The sequence below is a fragment of the Desulforamulus profundi genome (assembly GCF_002607855.1).
In genome coordinates this window covers 1-17,237 of record NZ_AWQQ01000044.1, presented here as the reverse complement: position 1 = coordinate 17,237, position 17,237 = coordinate 1, and the positions used below count along the sequence as shown (strand labels likewise).

Sequence of the window (17,237 nt, the reverse complement as noted above, 5' to 3'; positions counted from 1 at the left end):
ATAACGGAGGTTCATTTGTTGCGGAATAAGACGACCTACGCTTGTCAAAGTTGTGGTCACCAAACTGCCAGGTGGATGGGCCGCTGCCCCGGCTGCGGGGAGTGGAATTCCCTGGTGGAAGAAACCACGGTGGTGCAGCAGAAGCCGGCCCGGGGGATTGCCGGCGGCGGGCCTGTGCCGGTAACAGAGATTACCACCGCAGAGGAGGAAAGATACTCCACCGGACTTGCGGAATTGAACAGAGTGTTGGGAGGCGGGCTGGTTTCCGGTTCCCTTGTTTTGGTTGGCGGGGACCCGGGCATCGGCAAATCGACCCTGCTCCTGCAGGCGGCCTCCGCCATGGCCGGTAGCGCAGGAAAGGTTTTGTATGTCTCCGGGGAAGAATCCGTGCGGCAGATCAAAATGAGAGCGGAACGGACCGGCGCCCTCCACCCCGAGTTGCTGCTGATGGCGGAGACCGACATGGCGGTGGTGGAGAAGGTGATCAAAGAAACAGCCCCTCTGGCGGTTATCTTGGATTCCATACAGACGGTCTACCACCCGGATGTTGCCTCCGCTCCAGGCAGCGTCTCCCAGGTGCGGGAATGCACCGGCCTGCTGATGAGGTTGGCCAAAGGGAAGGGGATTCCTGTTTTCGTGGTGGGCCACGTAACCAAAGAAGGGACATTGGCGGGGCCAAGGGTGCTGGAACATATGGTGGACACCGTCCTGTATTTCGAAGGAGACCGGCACCAGACCTACCGTATCCTGCGGACGGTGAAAAACCGTTTCGGGTCCACCAATGAGCTGGGAATTTTCGAGATGCGTGGAGCGGGATTGGCAGAGGTGACCAACCCTTCGGAATTGTTTTTAAATCAGCGGGAACAACCGGTGGCCGGTTCTACGGTGGTGCCAAGTCTTGAGGGTACTCGCCCGTTGCTGGTGGAAATACAGGCGCTGGTTTGTCCCAGTGGCTTTGGCGCCCCCAGAAGAATGACCTCCGGGGTGGACTACAACCGGGTGGCCCTCATTATGGCGGTGCTGGAACGGCGGGTGGGGCTGCGGCTCTCCGCCCATGAAGCCTATGTCAGCGCCGTGGGCGGCGTAAAATTGGATGAGCCGGCGGCGGATTTGGCCATTGCACTGGCCGTCGCTTCCAGCTTCAAGGAGACGCCGGTGCAGGACCGTCTGGTGCTGGCGGGGGAAGTGGGGCTGACCGGTGAGATCCGGACTGTTGCCGGTATGGATAAACGCCTGCAGGAAGCGGCGAAATTAGGATTTAAACGTTGTATCGGCCCACCTGTGGACAAACAAGCGGCAGCATTGGGTATAATAGAGTATATTGGGGTACAATCACTTCAAGAGGCAGTGGAGGCCGCCATTGGGCGGTAAGGGGTGGAAACGTGGTAAAAGACGAAAAAATTGAAGATAAATTACTAAAACTATTAAGACTGGTGGCCCCGGGAACCTCTTTGCGGGAAGGGTTGGAAAATATTTTGCGGGCCAAAACAGGGGCTTTGATTGTTGTGGGCGACAGCCCGGAGGTGATGGAACTGGCGGAGGGCGGTTTTGCCATTAATGCCGACTTCACTCCGGCAGGTCTCTATGAGTTGGCCAAGATGGACGGCGCCATTATTTTAAGCGAAGATACCCGGAGAATCATTGCCGCCAACACACAGCTGATTCCAGACTTAATCATTCCTTCCAGTGAAACCGGTATCCGACATCGAACCGCCGAGCGGGTGGCCAAACAATGTGATGTCCCGGTGATCTCCATTTCCCAACGCAGGGGCGTCATTACGATTTACAAAGGAACCATCAAGTATTTCTTGCGAGATATCGGGGTTATTTTGGCCAAGGCCAACCAGGCGGTACAAACATTGGAAAAATACCGCTCGGTATCTGACCGGGTGATTAACGAATTATCAATGATGGAACTGCAGGAAGTTGTCACTCTGTTCGATGTGACCAGAGCCATTCAAAGAATCGAGATGGTTTTGCGGGTTAAGAAAGAAATCGAGCGTTACATCAGTGAACTGGGAACAGAGGGGCGGCTCATCGCCATGCAGATGGAGGAACTGGTGGTCAATGTGGAGGAAGACGGTCTTTTAATTATTCAGGACTATGCCACCACCCTGGGGGAAAAAACCCCGGAAAGCATCCTCAAAGTCATCGGCAGCTGGCCTGCCGAGGACCTGCTGGATTTGGTGCTTATCGCCAGGGCCCTGGGATATCCCGGTAGCGCCAGCATCCTGGATCAAAGTGTATCCCCCCGGGGGTACCGGGCGTTACGCAAAATTCCCAGGCTGCCACTGCCGGTTATTGAAAACCTGGTAGCCACCTTTAAATACCTGCGCACCATTCTTGCCGCCTCCATAGAGGAACTGGACGAGGTGGAAGGAATCGGGGAAGTTCGGGCCAGGTCCATCAAAGAAGGGCTTACCCGGTACGGGGAAATGCTACTGCAGGACCGCTATAAAATTCAATCATAAAGGCGTGGTCGGAATAACCACGCCTCTTCGTATTGGTTTTTGGCCATAAAGAAAACTTATGTCAGATTATATTCCCTTAAAATTTCCAACTGTTTATGCTCCTTAATGAAGATGTCGTACAGGTTTAAATCCAGCAAATTGCAGAGGGCCGCCATATAAAACAAAGAACGACCGATTTCATTCTCGATACTGTCGCGACAATTATCGCACAGTGTGCCGGAAAGATGGGAATCAAACAGATTTTTTAAATCCAAGAGGGTCGCTTCCTTGGGCAAAGACCTTTTATTGGCAACAATTTTCTGGCAGCCACAGGATGTCACAGAATGTACAACGGAGCGCTGAACCCGCGCACCGGATTCCTGTACCTTGGACAGTATCTCTAAAATGCTCCTGTGGCAAAGCATCATTTCAGAAACGGTATTTTGAAACTGATCACAAAGCAAATCTTTCATCCGCCGGACCACTCCTTTTACTCTCCGTTACAGCAATTATAGCTATGCGGAAGGGGCTTTGTCAAACGGACCATTATGTCACAAAATGGTTATTGACAGGGTTCTGGCCCTATGCTAAAATATATGTTTTTTGACAGTCAAGGCATTTTGTGCTATAATGTTCATAACATAACTTGGGAGGGATTGGCCTTGTTCAAAATTGGCGACAAAGTCGTATATCCAATGCACGGAGCCGGAGTCATCGAGGCCATTGAAGAAAAAGAAGTCCTGGGCGAAAAGCGACAGTACTATATCTTACGACTCCCCATAGGTGACATGAAAGTGATGATCCCCATCAGCAACTGCAATGATGTTGGATTGCGAGGCATTATCGACCGGGAAGAAGTGCCTACAGTGATGGGTGTGCTCCAGGGACAGACATCCGTCATGTCCACCAACTGGAACCGGCGGTATCGCGCCAATTTGGAAAAGATAAAAAGCGGTGATATCTACGAGGTGGCCGAGGTGGTACGCAATCTCCTCACCAGGGATAAAGAAAAGGGTTTATCTTCCGGGGAACGCAAAATGCTGGAAAACGCCCGGCAGATTCTGATCAGTGAACTTGTTTTGGCGGCCGAGTTGGAAGAAGAGAAGGCCCGCTCCCTGATTGACGGCGTCTTTGCCTAAACAATCCACTCCGGTTATTTTTTTAAAAGTAAATAAAGCCATTGTTCGGGTGCTGCAAAATTCGCCCTTTTTTGTTATTGAATGAAAAAAGCGGTTAACGTATAATTACAACAGTACAAAAATGAAATTTTTACCAGTGAAAGGAGGTGACAAAAGTGATTCGGAAAACCATCTACGGTTTGATTATCTTGTTGTTTGGCAGTATGGGGTTTTGGGTAGGGCTTTATATTGTTACCAACAGGCTCGTCACCGTGCCGTCTACATTGCCGCAATTGGAACTTGGGGTGATTGCCCTGGGAGCATTGCTGGGCGTTTTAGTCGGGGTTATCAGCGCGCCCTGGATCATTAAAGGCGGCCTTTCGCTGACGACGGTCGTGGATCAATACATGGTGAAGACCCCCACCCAGGACTTAATTATGGGTTCCCTTGGACTTATTTTTGGACTTATAATTGCAAATTTATTGGGTTCTATTTTATCGACGATGGGCCCCGTGGGTAAAGCCATTTGGCTGGTGAGCACCTTTTTATTGGGCTACCTGGGCCTGTCGGTGGCAGTGAAGAAAAGAGAGGAAATCCTTTCTTTGTTTTCCAGCCTGCCGCGCTTTGGTAAAGAAAAAATTGCTAAGACAGAGACAAAGGCAAATCAGGTGAAACTTTTAGACACCAGTGTCATCATTGACGGGCGGATTGCGGAGCTTTGTCAAAGCGGCTTTGTGGAAGGGGTACTGCTGGTACCGGTTTTTGTGGTGGATGAACTGAGGCACATCGCAGATTCAGCGGACCTGCTGAAGAGAAACAGGGGCCGCCGGGGATTGGATATCCTGAATGCCATGAAAAAATCCACCGACATTAAAGTACAGATTTATGAAAACACCAAAGGTTTGGACGATATACCGGAAGTGGATGCCAAGCTGGTCAAACTGGGCCAGAAGCTTGGCGCCAAAATCATCACCAACGATTATAACTTAAACAAAGTAGCGGAATTACAGGGCGTAAAAGTGCTCAACATCAATGAATTGGCCAATGCCATTAAACCGGTGGTGCTGCCCGGTGAAGAGATGACCGTTACGGTCGTCAAGGATGGCAAGGAAATGGGTCAGGGCGTTGCTTATCTGGATGACGGTACCATGATTGTGGTGGACGGGGGCAAACGCTACATTGGCCAAACCATCAGTGTGCTGGTCACCAGTGTGCTGCAGACCGCAGCAGGACGCATGATCTTTGCCAAACCCAAAAATTCCGACAAGCGGGCGGAAGCAGCCGGCCATGTTGTAAGTGGAGTGAATGCAATTGGGTAACGTGATGGCGGTGATTCCCGCCGCCGGTGTGGGAAGCCGCATGGGAACGAATATAAAAAAACAATATCTAGACTTGATGGATAAACCAATCTTAGCGCACACCCTCGGGGTCCTGGAAGAATGCCCGGACATCACAGGCGTTGTCCTGGTGGTGGCGCCTGGTGAAGAGGACCTGTGTGAAGAGAGAGTTTTATGCGGCAAGGAATATCGCAAGATCATGGCGGTGGTGCCCGGTGGCGACCACCGCCAAACTTCTGTTTATAACGGTCTGGCAGCCCTGCCCGGTACGACAGAACTGGCAGTTATTCATGACGGGGCCAGGCCCCTGGTACAGCCCGGAGAAATCAGCCTGGTCATCCGGGAAGCCAGGGCCACCGGAGCGGCGGCTCTGGCAGTGCCCGTTAAAGACACCATCAAAGTAGTGGACGACCGGGGTCTGGTGTTGAACACGCCTCCCCGGGAACGGCTGTGGGCGGTGCAGACACCCCAGGTTTTCCGTTATCAACTGATTATGAAAGCTCACCGGGCGGCCAGAGAGACGGGGAATTTTGCCACCGATGACTGTGCCTGGTGGAAGCCCTGGGGCAGCCGGTAAAGCTGGTGCCCGGCAGCTATGAAAATATAAAGATCACCACGCCGGAGGACCTGGTGTTGGCCGAAGCTTTTTAAGAAGGAGGAAGGGATAGTGCGAGTTGGCATCGGGTATGACGTACATAAGCTGGTGCCCGGGCGTCAATTGATCCTGGGAGGCGTGACCATTCCCTACGAACGCGGGCTGCTGGGACATTCGGACGCAGATGTCCTCATCCATGCCATCATGGACGCCCTTTTAGGCGCCGCTGCCCTGGGGGACATCGGCAGGCATTTCCCGGACAGCGACCCCCGTTACAAAGGCATTTCCAGTTTAAAGCTGCTGGCAGAGGTGAAGGATAAAATTTCTGCGGAGAATTATACAATACATAACCTCGACGCGGTGGTAGTGGCCCAGGCCCCCAAGTTGGCCCCTTATATCCAGAGCATGCGGGAAAACCTTGCACAGGTATTGGGGGTGAACCTGGGAGCCGTCAATGTAAAGGCCACCACCACCGAACACCTGGCTTTGCGGGCCGGGGCGAAGGAATTGGCGCCTACGCCGTGTGCACCCTTCAAAGATCTGTATGAGCACCGGAAAGACCGTTTACTTGGAGAAATGCTTGGGATTCCAAAAGCTTTTGCTTATAAGAAAAAGGATTTTTGGATAATCTGTGGAAAAATAAACATTTTATGACGTGCTTTGCCATTCCATAAAAATGTAGAGGGAGTCATGAAAATGAACGCCAAGCTGACCAGTTTTATCCATGATATCATTGACAAGGATTTGGAAGAAGGAAAGAACCAGGGGTGGGTCCATACCCGGTTTCCGCCCGAACCGAACGGTTACCTGCATATCGGACATGCCAAGTCCATTTGTTTAAATTTTGGCATCGCCCAGGAATACGGCGGCCTTTGCAACCTGCGGTTTGACGATACCAACCCCAGCAAAGAAGACGTTGAATACGTCGAATCCATACAAGAAGATGTAAAATGGCTTGGTTACGATTGGGACGACCGGCTGTTTTACGCCTCGGACTATTTTGACCGGTTATACGAGTTTGCTGTGATGCTAATCAAAGCCGGCAAGGCCTATGTGGATGACCTGAGCGCAGAGGAAATTCGCAAATACCGGGGCACGTTGACCCAACCCGGCAAAGACAGCCCCTACCGCAATCGTTCCGTTGAAGAAAACCTGGATTTGTTCCAGCGTATGAAGGCGGGCGAATTTCCGGACGGCTCCCGGGTGCTGCGGGCCAAAATCGATATGGCCTCCCCCAATTTAAACATGCGGGACCCCGTGCTCTACCGGATTCAAAGGACAAGCCATCACCGCACGGGGGACAAGTGGTGTATTTACCCCATGTACGACTATGCCCACCCCCTTTCGGACGCCATCGAAGGCATCACCCACTCCATCTGCACCTGCGAATTTGAAGACCACCGCCCGTTGTACGACTGGGCCATTGAGAATGTCGACGGGGGCTTCCGGTCCCGCCCGCAGCAAATCGAATTTGCCCGGCTCAATCTCAGCCACACCGTGATGAGCAAGCGGAAACTGCGGCAACTGGTGGAAGAAGGATATGTAAAGGGCTGGAACGACCCGCGCATGCCCACCATTTCCGGCCTGCGCAGGCGCGGTTACACACCGGAGTCCATCCGGGATTTCTGTGAACGCATCGGTGTGGCCAAGGCGGTCAGCACGGTGGATATCGCCATGCTGGAGCACTGTATCCGGGAGGACTTAAACTTTAAAGCTCCCCGGGTGATGGCGGTACTCCGCCCCCTGAAACTGGTGATTGAGAACTATTCGGCAGACCAGGTGGAGTGGCTGGAGGCGGCATACAACCAGGAAAACCCCGAACTGGGTTCCCGCAAGATCCCCTTTTCCCGGGTGCTCTACATCGAACGGGAAGATTTTATGGAAGACCCGCCGAAAAAATTTTTCCGCCTGGCACCCGGCCAGGAAGTAAGGTTAAAACACGCCTATATTATTAAATGTGAGCAAGTGATCAAGGATGAGCAAACCGGTGAAATCATCGAACTGCGCTGCACCTACGACCCGGTCACCAAGAGCGGCATGTCCACCGAAACCCGCAAAGTAAAGGGAACCCTGCACTGGGTTGCCGCTGACCACGCCGTCAAAGCGGAAGTGCGCCTGTACGATCACCTCTTTGCCAAAGCCAATCCGGAAGATGAAAAGGATACCGATTTCAAACAAAATATCAACCCCAACTCGCTGGAAGTGCTGGCCTCCCTGGTGGAACCCAGCCTGGCCAACGCAGCGCCGGGAAGCCGCTACCAGTTCCTGAGGCAGGGCTATTTCTGTGTGGATCCGGATACAGCCAACGGCTCCCTGGTCTTTAACCGCATTGTGTCCCTCAAGGATTCCTGGGCCAAGGCACAGAATAAATCGTTGTAAAAAGAGCAAAGTAAGATTAACAATAAGAGACCCCTCCCGTAACGGGAAGGGCCTTTCATTTGACTAGATTATTCACTTAGAACGAAAAATCGCAGCAGCCCGGTTTAAAATCCCAGCGGATTTCACAGTAATCCGGCCCCCAGTTTAAAAGAAGACGGGTGTCGTAAAGAGGTTGGTACGTGTTGAGATCCAGCCTGGACTGGTACACTTTTTCACCCATTTTGCGGGTGAAAATAATCTCAAAGTCCTGGTTGCGCACCACAGAAAAGTGGGACTTCCCCACAATTTTATCACAGAAAACCACCTGTTCCAGATTTTTATCGGTAAGCCTTTTATAATCGGGTTTAAAGCTGACGGCTCCCTTAATTTCGTTATACTCGTCAATCAAGTCGGTCAATTTTGGAGTGGTCATGCGAAAAAGCTCCCTCCTAAATGTAAAGAATAATTATTTAATTTATTCGCCGAAACTTAAAATTCCCCTGCTAAACTTGAAACTAAATTCACAAAATTCTTCATCATAATATATAATTCAACAATAAAAAAGAACACAAAACTGCCGACAAAATGTAGCGAAGCTGCAAAAAGTTGTGTGCCTTTACACAAAGATGGTATAATATCCATCTGAGAGGTCAACAAAAATTCAATATAGAGGAGGAAGTTTTTTGTCAGTACGGGTTAGGTTCGCCCCAAGTCCCACGGGGCCTTTACATATCGGAGGAGCCAGGTCGGCATTATTTAACTGGCTGTTTGCACGCAACCAGGGCGGTCAGTTTTTGGTACGCATTGAAGATACCGATCTCGAAAGATCCTCCAGGGAATCCGAACAAAACATCCTAAATGCTCTTCGCTGGCTGGGCATTGATTGGGATGAGGGAATTGAAGTGGGGGGTCCCAACGGCCCCTACCGCCAGACCGAGCGTTTGGAAATCTACCGGGAACTGGCTCGCAAGCTGCTGGAAACCGGTCATGCTTATCTCTGTTACTGCAGTGAAGAGGAACTGGCCGCCGAGCGGGAAGCGCTGATGGCCCGGGGAGAGCTGCCCCGTTACCTGGGACGCTGCCGTAATCTCTGTGCGGAAGATAAAGCGAACTTTGAAGCCGAGGGCCGGAAGCCCGTTCTGCGATTTAAGGTGCCGGAAAATCAAATGATTACCATCCACGACCACGTGCGGGGCCTGGTTGAGTTTGACAGCAACGGCATCGGTGATTTCATCATCATGAAGTCCGACAGTATTCCCACCTATAATTTTGCGGTGGTGGCGGACGACCATGCGATGAACATCACCCACGTGGTCCGGGCGGAGGAACACCTCTCCAACACCCCCAGGCAAATCCTGATTTATGATGCCCTTGGCTGGCAGAAACCGGAATTTGCCCACATTTCATTGATTCTGGGCAAAGACCGCACCAAAATGAGCAAACGCCACGGCGCCACCTCCATCGAGCAATACCAAAATTTAGGCTACTTGCCCGAAGCCCTGGTGAACTTTTTGGCCTTGCTGGGCTGGTCCCCGGGCGGCGAGGAGGAAATCTTCAGCCTGCAGGAAATTGTAGAGCAGTTTTCTTTGGACCGGGTGGCCAAGAACCCCGCCGTGTTCGACATCGACAAATTGAACTGGCTGAATGGCCATTACATTCGCCAGAGCCTGTGGACCGGCTGACCCAACTGGCCGTTCCCTATTTAATAGAAGCCGGGTACCTGGAAAGAGAACCGGCTGCTGAGAAACTGGCCTGGTTGGAACAGGTGGTGGCCATCGCCAGAAATTACATTTCTTATATGCAGGAAATCACCCAACATGTGGACATCTTCTTCCTGGACGAGGTGACTGCCGTCGAGGAAGATGCCAGGGATGTTCAGACTTGGGAGCAGATGCCAGTGGTTATGAAAGCGGCTATTGAGTTATTCTCAGAAGCGCCGGAATTAACAGAGGAGTCCGTCAAAGGCCTGATTAAAGCTGTCGGTAAACAAACCGGACTAAAGGGTAAATTCATCTTCCAGCCCCTCCGGGTAGCCATTACCGGCAGAACCCACGGGCCGGAGCTGCACCAGATTATACCTGTTATAGGTAAGGAACGCACCATCGCCAGGCTGGAAGCTGCTATGGGGTAGTTTTTAGACTTATTCTGCATTCTTTAGGGTCCTGTTGCTAGCCTTTTGGGTATACTTTTTGGGTCCTGCTTATAGTAGGCACTAAAGTAAGGCGTTGCAAGAACTTGACCCACTTGGATGACCCGTTAGGCTAACAACTGGACCTCACAGGAATACCTTTAAGGCGAAGGGCGAGAGAAAAAGATACTAACCTGGTGTAAAGCAACATATTAGCTATAGGTTGAAGTAATTTGAGATAGAAGGAGGGTCAGCCCGTGTTTGCCCGGATTAAGAAAGAAATTCATGCCGTATTTGAACGTGACCCGGCAGCCAAAAGCACCCTGGAGGTCCTGTTGTGCTATCCGGGCCTGCACGCAATCCTTTTTCACCGGCTGGCCCATGCCTTGTATAAAAAGAAATTTTTTGTGACGGCCCGGTTTATATCGCAGATATCCAGGTTTCTCACCGGCATTGAAATCCACCCGGGAGCCAAAATCGGTGAAGGCCTTTTTATCGACCACGGGTCCGGGGTGGTCATTGGGGAAACCGCCGAGATCGGCGATAATGTGACCATCTACCAGGGAGTTACCCTCGGCGGTACCGGAAAAGAAAAGGGCAAACGACACCCCACCATCGGCAACAACGTGGTCATCAGTTCCGGTGCGAAAGTACTGGGGTCCTTCACGGTGGGTGACAATGTAAAGATCGGTGCCGGATCGGTGGTTCTTAAGGCGGTGCCGCCCAACTGTACCGTGGTGGGAGTTCCCGGCAGAATCGTCATCCGGGACGGTCAAAAGGTGGGAGCTGCCTATGTGCCCGATTTGCGTCATGACCAGATGCCCGACCCCATTGCCGATATGTTAAGTCAAATGCAGGCCACCGTCGACCGGCTTGAGCGGAAAATTGAAAGAAGTAGAACAGGAATGCTGCAGATTAAGAGATCAAGCGGAGGGGGCAAAGAAAGAATAATGCAAATCTATAATACCCTGACCAAAACAAAGGAAGAGTTTATTCCCAAAGACAAGGGACAAGTCAGCATGTACGTTTGCGGACCCACGACCTATAACTTTATTCATCTTGGCAATGCCCGGCCGCTGGTGTTTTTTGATACCGTCCGCAGGTATTTTCTTTATAAAAATTATCAGGTGAATTTTGTGCAAAACTTTACCGATGTTGATGATAAAATCATCAACCGGGCCCGTGAGGAAAAGATGGACCCGCTGGAGTTGGCTCAAAAATATATCCGGGAATTTTTTGTGGATGCCGATGCCCTGAATGTCCTGCGGGCGGACACTCATCCCAAGGTTTCCGAACATATTCAAGAAATCATTGACCTGATCAAGAAACTGGAAGCGCAGGGCAATGCCTACGCTGTTGACGGGAACGTTTATTTTGCTGTACGCAGTTTCCCCCCATACGGTAAACTGTCGGGCCGGAGTCTTGAGGACATGCAGGCCGGAGCCAGGGTGGAGGTGGACCCCAGGAAGAAGGACCCCATGGACTTTGCCCTGTGGAAAGCGGCCAAGCCGGGCGAACCCAGCTGGGACAGTCCCTGGGGACCGGGACGTCCGGGCTGGCACATCGAGTGTTCAGCCATGGCCGAAAAGTATTTGGGCAGCGGCTTTGACATTCACGGGGGAGGTTATGATTTAATCTTCCCTCACCACGAAAATGAAATTGCCCAATCCGAAGCCGCCTGCGGGCAGCCATTTGCCCGCTACTGGATGCATAACGGGTTTATCACCGTCAATCAAGAAAAAATGTCCAAGTCCCTGGGGAACTTCTTTTTAGTCAGAGAGATTTTGGCCAAATTCCCGCCGGATGTGGTCCGCTGGTATTTGCTTTCCACCCACTACCGCAGTCCCCTGGACTTTGATGATGAAAAACTTGTGGTGGCAGGCAAAGGATTGGACCGTATTAAAACCGCCATTCGCTTGCTTTACGAAGCCATGGAACTGCCGGTTTATGAAGAAGGAGCAAAGCCTGTCGCCGACAATCTGGAGGAAAAACTGACTTCCCTCCGGTTGGAATTTGAAAGGGCCATGGATGACGACTTTAACACCGCCCTGGCTGTCTCGGTGTTCTTTGAACTGGCCAAAGAAGTCAATATCTTTGTGGGCAAACTGGACGGCAAAGTGACCCCGGAAGTCAAAAAACTGATAGATAAAGCACATGCCTTGATCAAAGACTTTAACAGTGTGCTGGGTATTTTAAAGGAAGACAAAATGACCGGCAGGTTGATCCTTGATGCAGCAGGTGCAGACGATAAACTGACCGAAGGTCTGGTCCAACTGATTATTAAGATCCGCCAGGAGGCCCGCAGCAAAAAAGATTGGGCCACCGCCGACACCATCCGTGACGGTTTGAAGGAACTAGGGGTTATCCTGGAAGATACACCCCAGGGCGTCCGTTGGAAAAAGCAGGGGTAATGTTTAAACTTATGATTGAACCGGCAAAAAACAAAAAGCCCGAAGAATTCCCCAGCCTGGTCCTGGCCTATGTGGGGATGCCGTCTACGAACTGGCCATCCGGGAGTTCCTGGTGGGACAAGGATTCATTAAAGTAAACCAGCTCCACCGGGAAGCCGTCAAATATGTTCGAGCCGGCGCCCAGGCCAAAGCGCTCTTTGCCCTGGAGGACCAGCTGTCCGAACAAGAGATGGCGGTTGTCCGCCGGGGCCGCAACGCCAAGTCCGGCACGCCCCCCAGGGGCGCTGACATTGTGGAATACCGTCACGCCACCGCCCTGGAGGCCCTGATCGGTTACCTGTATCTACAGGGGAAGCAGGACAGGGTGGGGGAGATTGTTGATTTTGCTATTGAAGTAATAAGTAGAGAAGGTTAACAAGATAAATTATAGAAGATGAGCTTGCTGTTTGTCTTAAGGGTAGTGCTCTCGGGCCCTGTTGTTGGTCTGTAAGGTATTCCTTTCGGGTCCAGTTAACGGGACCCCGGAGTAGTGCTTATAAGTCTGGCAACTAGACCCCGTTAGGCTAAGGGCCAACAGCGAATAGCAAACAGCTAAAAATGTTTTGGGAGAGAAGATTAAAGTGGGTAAGACTAAACTAAAGGTTCGTCTGCTGGAGCATACGCCGAACCCCGAAAAGTTGGTGGCCATGGCCGCCAGGTTATGCTACTCACCGGCAAAAATAGACGACCTGGCTGAAAATGTGGCGGAAAACGACCAGCAGGCCTTTGTTAAAAAACTGCTGGACATGGGCCATTACAGTGCCGTTGAACACGTCTCCTTTACCTTTGGCATAGAAGGCGTTTCCCGGAGCCTGCTGGCCCAAATCACCAGGCATAGAATTGCCAGCTTCAGCGTGAAGTCCCAGCGGTATGTGGGAGAGACCCGGGAGCTAAACGCCCAGGGAACCTTTGAATATATTATTCCCGAGACCATTGCCGGGTTGGGGCCGGAAGCAGTGGCTGAATTTGAAGAACAGATGGCACAAATACAAAAATGGTATGACGGCTGGGTGGCCAAGCTGGGTGGCGGCCGGGGAGCCTATGAAGACGCCCGGTTCGTTTTGCCCAATGCAGCGGAAACCAAGATTGTCGTCACCATGAATGCCAGGGAATTAAGACACTTCTTTACCCTGCGCTGCTGCCAGAGGGCCCAGTGGGAAATCCGCAGGCTGGCGGAAGAAATGTTACAGTTGGCTAAGGCAGTGGCCCCGGTTCTTTTTACGGATGCCGGGCCTGAATGTCTGACCGGACCCTGCCCGGAAGGCAAGCTCAGCTGTGGTCAGAGGACGGAAGTTCGTAAAAGATACGGGATAAATTAAAACCGGAGTGTGAAGGTCCATGATAACCCCTTTAATCATTCTCTTTTTGTGGGGTGCAGCACTTATTTTGGGAGTCGTTGGTGTGGTAACCCGCCGTAAAAACTTATTGATCGCAGGTATGGTGGCGGCCCTGGCCGGTTTGGGTGTCACCTATTGGCTTAAAAGCATGTTGTAAAAAACGCAGCTTAAACGCAGAAAAATATGGAGGAAGAGAGAATGAGTGAAATCATTGCCGGGAGAAACCCGGTACGGGAGGCCCTCCGTGCAGGACGTCCCATCAATAAAGTGGTCATGGCAAAGGGAACCGGCACCGGTCCCCTATCCGAGATTATCATGTTGGCCAGGGAGAGAAATATCCCGGTGCAAATGGTTGACCGGGCTCACCTGGATAAATTAAACCCGGGAGCCCCCCACCAGGGTGTGGTAGCTTACGCCGCGGCCAAAGAATACGTGGAAGTGGAAGACATTTTAGAGACAGCCAGAGCCAGGGGAGAAGACCCCTTCATCGTGATGCTGGATGAAATCAACGATCCCCATAACCTGGGGGCTATTCTGCGCACGGTGGATGCCGCAGGCGCCCATGGCGTGATCATCCCCCAGAGAAGGTCGGTGGCCCTGACCTCTACCGTGGCCAAGGCCTCGGCGGGTGCGGTGGAATATGTTCCGGTGGCTCGGGTAACCAACCTGGATCAAACCATTCGGCAGTTAAAGAACCAGGGAATTTGGGTTGTGGGGGCAGATATGGAAGGCCCGCAAATCCATTGGAAGGCAAAACTCACCGGTCCACTGCTGCTGGTCATTGGCGGTGAAGGAAAAGGAATTGGCAGGCTGATTAAAGAGAGGTGTGATATGCTGGTGCGCTTGCCCATGGCGGGCCGCGTTGGGTCACTCAATGCCTCGGTGGCAGCTGCATTATTGGTGTATGAGGTGGTACGCCAGAGAGGGTAGGGTTGGTCCATGCAGGAATTTTATGTGGTGGACGGGTATAACATCATTCATGCCTGGCCGGAATTTGAAGGGATGATCGACAACGGGCTGGACCACTGCAGGGACAAGCTCATTGGTATCCTGGCCAACTTTGCCGGCTTTGACGGGAGCACTGTCAAGGTGGTATTTGATGCCCACCTCGTTAAACGAGGCGTGGAGCACCGTGAAATGATCCATGGCATTGAGGTGTTTTATACCCAGGAAGGAGAAACTGCTGACTCGTTAATTGAAAGAATTGTTGGAGACCTGGGGAAACAGGGAACGGTTTACGTGGTGACCTCCGATTGGGATGAGCAGCGCATTATCTTTGGCCGGGGGGCCTACCGTTTAACGCCGAAGGAGTTTCGAGTCCAGGTGATGAAGGTAAACAAGCGGGGGCAGGAGGAGTTTAACAAACCCAATCCCACCGAGGGGTATTTGGAAGACAAGCTGCCCGAGGATATTCGGAGAGTACTGGAAAAATGGCGCCGGAGAAAGAACTAAAGTCCGTCAGGGTTGGATTTATTTTGCCTTGACGAGCCTTTTTAACATAAGCTATAATTAGTCATGTAACTTAAGCAGTTAACTGCTTTTAAAGAATGGGTGTATCAGACCCCGGGTGTCATGGCAAGACGTAAACGTCTTTTGAAATTAACAGATGGAAGAAAAGCGTACCCTTTTGGGGGTTTCTGCCTTTGGATAAGGTTTGGTGCGTACCCGGAAGGGATAACGTAGCCATGCTTTTCTGGCTGTTTTGCGGTTTCCCAGAGATAAGAAAGCGGGGGCGATGGTTTTGAATTCAAATGCACAAAGGGAAGTTTCCGGCGGATATCATATTATGGTAGATGAGGATGTCGTTGAGTTTGCGCGTGAGGGCGACGACGCAGCGCTGGAGTACTTAATCAATAAATATAAGAACTTTGTGCGTGCAAAGGCCCGCTCCTACTTCCTGATAGGGGCCGACCGGGAAGATATCATTCAGGAAGGCATGATCGGTCTTTACAAAGCCATTCGGGACTTTCGAATGGACAAGCTTTCTTCTTTTCGCGCCTTTGCGGAACTGTGCATCACCCGGCAGATTATTACAGCCATTAAAACGGCAACCAGGCAAAAGCATATCCCGTTAAACTCTTACGTATCATTAAACAAACCCATTTATGATGAGGATTCAGACCGCACCCTGCTGGATGTAATCTCCGGTTCCAAAATCACCGATCCCGAGGAACTTATCATCAGCCGGGAAGAGTTTGATGACATCGAAGAGAAAATGGGCGAAATATTAAGTTCCCTGGAGTGGAAAGTACTGATGTCTTACCTGGAAGGCAAGTCCTACCAGGAAATTGCCGAAGATCTAAACCGGCATGTAAAGTCCATTGACAATGCCTTGCAGCGGGTAAAACGCAAACTGGAACGGTACTTGGAAAAAAGGGAAGCTTAGGTTCCAACCAGTCAACCAAAAATCTATAAAGATAAATACTACATCCAAACACGTTTTACCTTTATTTAAGGATAAAAAAATTTAAAGTTAAAAATCTCTAACATTTCCAAACAATACATCTTTGCGGGTGTTGACAGTGGTTTTGACATCTGCTATTATAATCAATGTTCGGTGCCGGCGTAGCTCAATTGGTAGAGCAGCTGACTTGTAATCAGCAGGTTGCGGGTTCGAGTCCCATCGTCGGCTCCAATGTTATTATGGAGGGATTCCCGAGCGGCCAAAGGGAGCAGACTGTAAATCTGCCGTCAGACGACTTCGAAGGTTCGAATCCTTCTCCCTCCACCAGATTATCACCACGGACGACATTTCTAAAGCAAAACATCTTGCTTAAGATGAGCCGTCTGTGATATAATAATTATTGCTGACGCGGGATAGAGCAGTTGGTAGCTCGTCGGGCTCATAACCCGAAGGTCGAGGGTTCAAGTCCCTCTCCCGCAACCAAATGCTGCTATAGCTCAGTAGGTAGAGCGTATCCTTGGTAAGGATAAGGTCACCGGTTCAATCCCGGTTAGCAGCTCCAGGTAACTATGGCGGCGTAGCTCAGCTGGTCAGAGCACTCGGTTCATACCCGTGGGGTCACTGGTTCAAATCCAGTCGCCGCTACCATTACAGCCAGTCCTAAAGGACTGGCCTTTTGCTTTTTAACAGCCAACAGCCCTCAAATTCATACCAGAAAAAAGAAGGAATTTTTTGTTTCTTATCGAATGAAGCATTGGATTTAGGTTAAAAGGTATAAACAGTGCTTAATAATGGAAATAACTTTAGAGATGAATGAAATCTCTGCTAAATTCCTTAATAACGGAGGAGGAGAATTTAACTCATGGCTAAGGCTAAATTTGAGCGTACTAAACCCCACGTAAACATCGGCACCATCGGTCACGTTGACCACGGCAAAACCACTCTGACCGCTGCCATCACCGTTGTTTTGTCCACCACCGGCGGCGCTGCCGTTAAGCGTTATGATGAAATCGACAACGCTCCCGAAGAGCGTGAACGCGGTATTACCATTAACACCGCC

At 51.1% G+C, this 17,237-nt stretch carries 14 protein-coding genes, 5 tRNA genes and 5 pseudogenes; 22 read left to right on the top strand and 2 right to left on the bottom strand.

Annotation, left to right across the window (positions count from 1 at the left end):
* Nucleotides 1-18: 18 nt before the first annotated feature.
* Both radA and disA read left to right on the top strand, forming a co-directional pair.
* Nucleotides 19-1,371 (top strand): DNA repair protein RadA, encoded by a 1,353-nt coding sequence (radA, locus tag P378_RS06890; RefSeq protein WP_099082731.1) that lies wholly within the window; start codon nucleotides 19-21, stop codon nucleotides 1,369-1,371.
* Nucleotides 1,372-1,382: 11 nt separating this feature from the next.
* Nucleotides 1,383-2,471: a DNA integrity scanning diadenylate cyclase DisA gene (gene disA / locus P378_RS06885; protein ID WP_099082730.1), complete on the top strand. Its 1,089-nt coding sequence runs from the start codon at nucleotides 1,383-1,385 to the stop codon at nucleotides 2,469-2,471.
* Nucleotides 2,472-2,527: 56 nt separating this feature from the next.
* On the opposite strand, the gene P378_RS06880 is transcribed toward disA, so the two are convergent.
* Nucleotides 2,528-2,923, bottom strand: a complete 396-nt coding sequence (locus tag P378_RS06880; RefSeq protein ID WP_099082729.1) for a nucleoside triphosphate pyrophosphohydrolase family protein — start codon at nucleotides 2,921-2,923, stop codon at nucleotides 2,528-2,530.
* A gap of 189 nt (nucleotides 2,924-3,112) precedes the next feature.
* Here P378_RS06880 and P378_RS06875 point away from each other — a divergent pair, with 189 nt between their 5' ends.
* From P378_RS06875 to P378_RS06855, 5 genes and pseudogenes are all read left to right on the top strand, one after another.
* On the top strand, nucleotides 3,113-3,589 hold the full coding sequence (locus P378_RS06875) for a CarD family transcriptional regulator (protein WP_099082728.1): 477 nt from the start codon (nucleotides 3,113-3,115) through the stop codon (nucleotides 3,587-3,589).
* 155 nt (nucleotides 3,590-3,744) lie between these two features.
* Nucleotides 3,745-4,887: a PIN/TRAM domain-containing protein gene (locus P378_RS06870; protein WP_099082727.1), complete on the top strand. Its 1,143-nt coding sequence runs from the start codon at nucleotides 3,745-3,747 to the stop codon at nucleotides 4,885-4,887.
* Nucleotides 4,880-5,556: pseudogene (gene ispD, locus P378_RS06865) on the top strand (2-C-methyl-D-erythritol 4-phosphate cytidylyltransferase). The gene P378_RS06870 and the pseudogene ispD overlap by 8 nt, the downstream one beginning before the upstream one ends.
* 16 nt (nucleotides 5,557-5,572) lie before the next feature.
* Nucleotides 5,573-6,048 (top strand): annotated as a pseudogene (gene ispF, locus P378_RS06860) (2-C-methyl-D-erythritol 2,4-cyclodiphosphate synthase).
* 142 nt (nucleotides 6,049-6,190) lie between these two features.
* Entirely contained in the window at nucleotides 6,191-7,879 is a 1,689-nt protein-coding gene (locus P378_RS06855; RefSeq protein WP_099082726.1) for a glutamine--tRNA ligase/YqeY domain fusion protein, read from the top strand.
* A 76-nt stretch (nucleotides 7,880-7,955) separates the two neighbouring features.
* Here P378_RS06855 and P378_RS06850 read toward each other — a convergent pair whose 3' ends face one another.
* On the bottom strand, nucleotides 7,956-8,291 hold the full coding sequence (locus P378_RS06850) for a hypothetical protein (protein ID WP_099082725.1): 336 nt from the start codon (nucleotides 8,289-8,291) through the stop codon (nucleotides 7,956-7,958).
* Nucleotides 8,292-8,541: 250 nt separating this feature from the next.
* Here P378_RS06850 and gltX point away from each other — a divergent pair.
* The 15 genes and pseudogenes from gltX to P378_RS06780 form a co-directional block, all read left to right on the top strand.
* Nucleotides 8,542-9,989 (top strand): annotated as a pseudogene (gltX, locus tag P378_RS06845) (glutamate--tRNA ligase).
* Between the two features lie 254 nt (nucleotides 9,990-10,243).
* Nucleotides 10,244-10,693 (top strand): annotated as a pseudogene (gene cysE, locus P378_RS21250) (serine O-acetyltransferase); the annotation flags it as partial.
* Between the two features lie 243 nt (nucleotides 10,694-10,936).
* Entirely contained in the window at nucleotides 10,937-12,397 is a 1,461-nt protein-coding gene (cysS, locus tag P378_RS06840) for a cysteine--tRNA ligase (protein WP_238472984.1), read from the top strand.
* Nucleotides 12,397-12,812: pseudogene (locus P378_RS06835) on the top strand (Mini-ribonuclease 3). Before cysS ends, P378_RS06835 begins: the two are co-directional and overlap by 1 nt.
* 205 nt (nucleotides 12,813-13,017) lie before the next feature.
* Entirely contained in the window at nucleotides 13,018-13,755 is a 738-nt protein-coding gene (thyX, locus tag P378_RS06830; RefSeq protein ID WP_099082723.1) for an FAD-dependent thymidylate synthase, read from the top strand.
* 19 nt (nucleotides 13,756-13,774) lie between these two features.
* Nucleotides 13,775-13,930 carry a DNA repair protein gene (locus P378_RS06825; RefSeq protein WP_099082722.1) on the top strand — a complete coding sequence of 52 codons (156 nt, stop codon included), beginning with the start codon at nucleotides 13,775-13,777 and terminating at the stop codon, nucleotides 13,928-13,930.
* Between the two features lie 41 nt (nucleotides 13,931-13,971).
* Nucleotides 13,972-14,703 (top strand): 23S rRNA (guanosine(2251)-2'-O)-methyltransferase RlmB, encoded by a 732-nt coding sequence (rlmB, locus tag P378_RS06820; protein WP_099082721.1) that lies wholly within the window; start codon nucleotides 13,972-13,974, stop codon nucleotides 14,701-14,703.
* Between the two features lie 9 nt (nucleotides 14,704-14,712).
* Nucleotides 14,713-15,225, top strand: coding sequence for an NYN domain-containing protein (locus P378_RS06815; protein ID WP_099082720.1), 513 nt, complete (start codon nucleotides 14,713-14,715; stop codon nucleotides 15,223-15,225).
* Nucleotides 15,226-15,508: 283 nt separating this feature from the next.
* Nucleotides 15,509-16,159: an RNA polymerase sporulation sigma factor SigH gene (sigH, locus tag P378_RS06810; protein ID WP_099082719.1), complete on the top strand. Its 651-nt coding sequence runs from the start codon at nucleotides 15,509-15,511 to the stop codon at nucleotides 16,157-16,159.
* 173 nt (nucleotides 16,160-16,332) lie between these two features.
* A tRNA-Thr gene (locus tag P378_RS06805) sits at nucleotides 16,333-16,408 on the top strand.
* Nucleotides 16,409-16,418: 10 nt separating this feature from the next.
* Nucleotides 16,419-16,504 (top strand) — tRNA-Tyr (locus P378_RS06800).
* Nucleotides 16,505-16,584: 80 nt separating this feature from the next.
* Nucleotides 16,585-16,660, top strand: a tRNA-Met gene (locus tag P378_RS06795).
* A 3-nt stretch (nucleotides 16,661-16,663) separates the two neighbouring features.
* Nucleotides 16,664-16,739: transfer RNA gene (locus P378_RS06790), tRNA-Thr, on the top strand.
* Between the two features lie 9 nt (nucleotides 16,740-16,748).
* Nucleotides 16,749-16,825: transfer RNA gene (locus tag P378_RS06785), tRNA-Met, on the top strand.
* A gap of 214 nt (nucleotides 16,826-17,039) precedes the next feature.
* Nucleotides 17,040-17,237 (top strand): GTP-binding protein (locus tag P378_RS06780; RefSeq protein ID WP_238472981.1); only part of this gene is annotated, 198 nt, incomplete at its 3' end.

What these genes read in the sequence shown, in the direction of transcription:
- P378_RS06880 (WP_099082729.1), bottom strand. Translation starts at nt 2,923, where the DNA reads ATGAAAGATTTGCTTTGTGATCAGTTTCAAAATACCGTTTCTGAAATG.
- P378_RS06855 (WP_099082726.1), top strand. Translation starts at nt 6,191, where the DNA reads ATGAAAATGAACGCCAAGCTGACCAGTTTTATCCATGATATCATTGAC.
- P378_RS06850 (WP_099082725.1), bottom strand. Translation starts at nt 8,291, where the DNA reads ATGACCACTCCAAAATTGACCGACTTGATTGACGAGTATAACGAAATT.
- cysS (WP_238472984.1), top strand. Translation starts at nt 10,937, where the DNA reads ATGCAAATCTATAATACCCTGACCAAAACAAAGGAAGAGTTTATTCCC.
- P378_RS06825 (WP_099082722.1), top strand. Translation starts at nt 13,775, where the DNA reads ATGATAACCCCTTTAATCATTCTCTTTTTGTGGGGTGCAGCACTTATT.
- rlmB (WP_099082721.1), top strand. Translation starts at nt 13,972, where the DNA reads ATGAGTGAAATCATTGCCGGGAGAAACCCGGTACGGGAGGCCCTCCGT.
- P378_RS06815 (WP_099082720.1), top strand. Translation starts at nt 14,713, where the DNA reads ATGCAGGAATTTTATGTGGTGGACGGGTATAACATCATTCATGCCTGG.
- sigH (WP_099082719.1), top strand. Translation starts at nt 15,509, where the DNA reads ATGGTTTTGAATTCAAATGCACAAAGGGAAGTTTCCGGCGGATATCAT.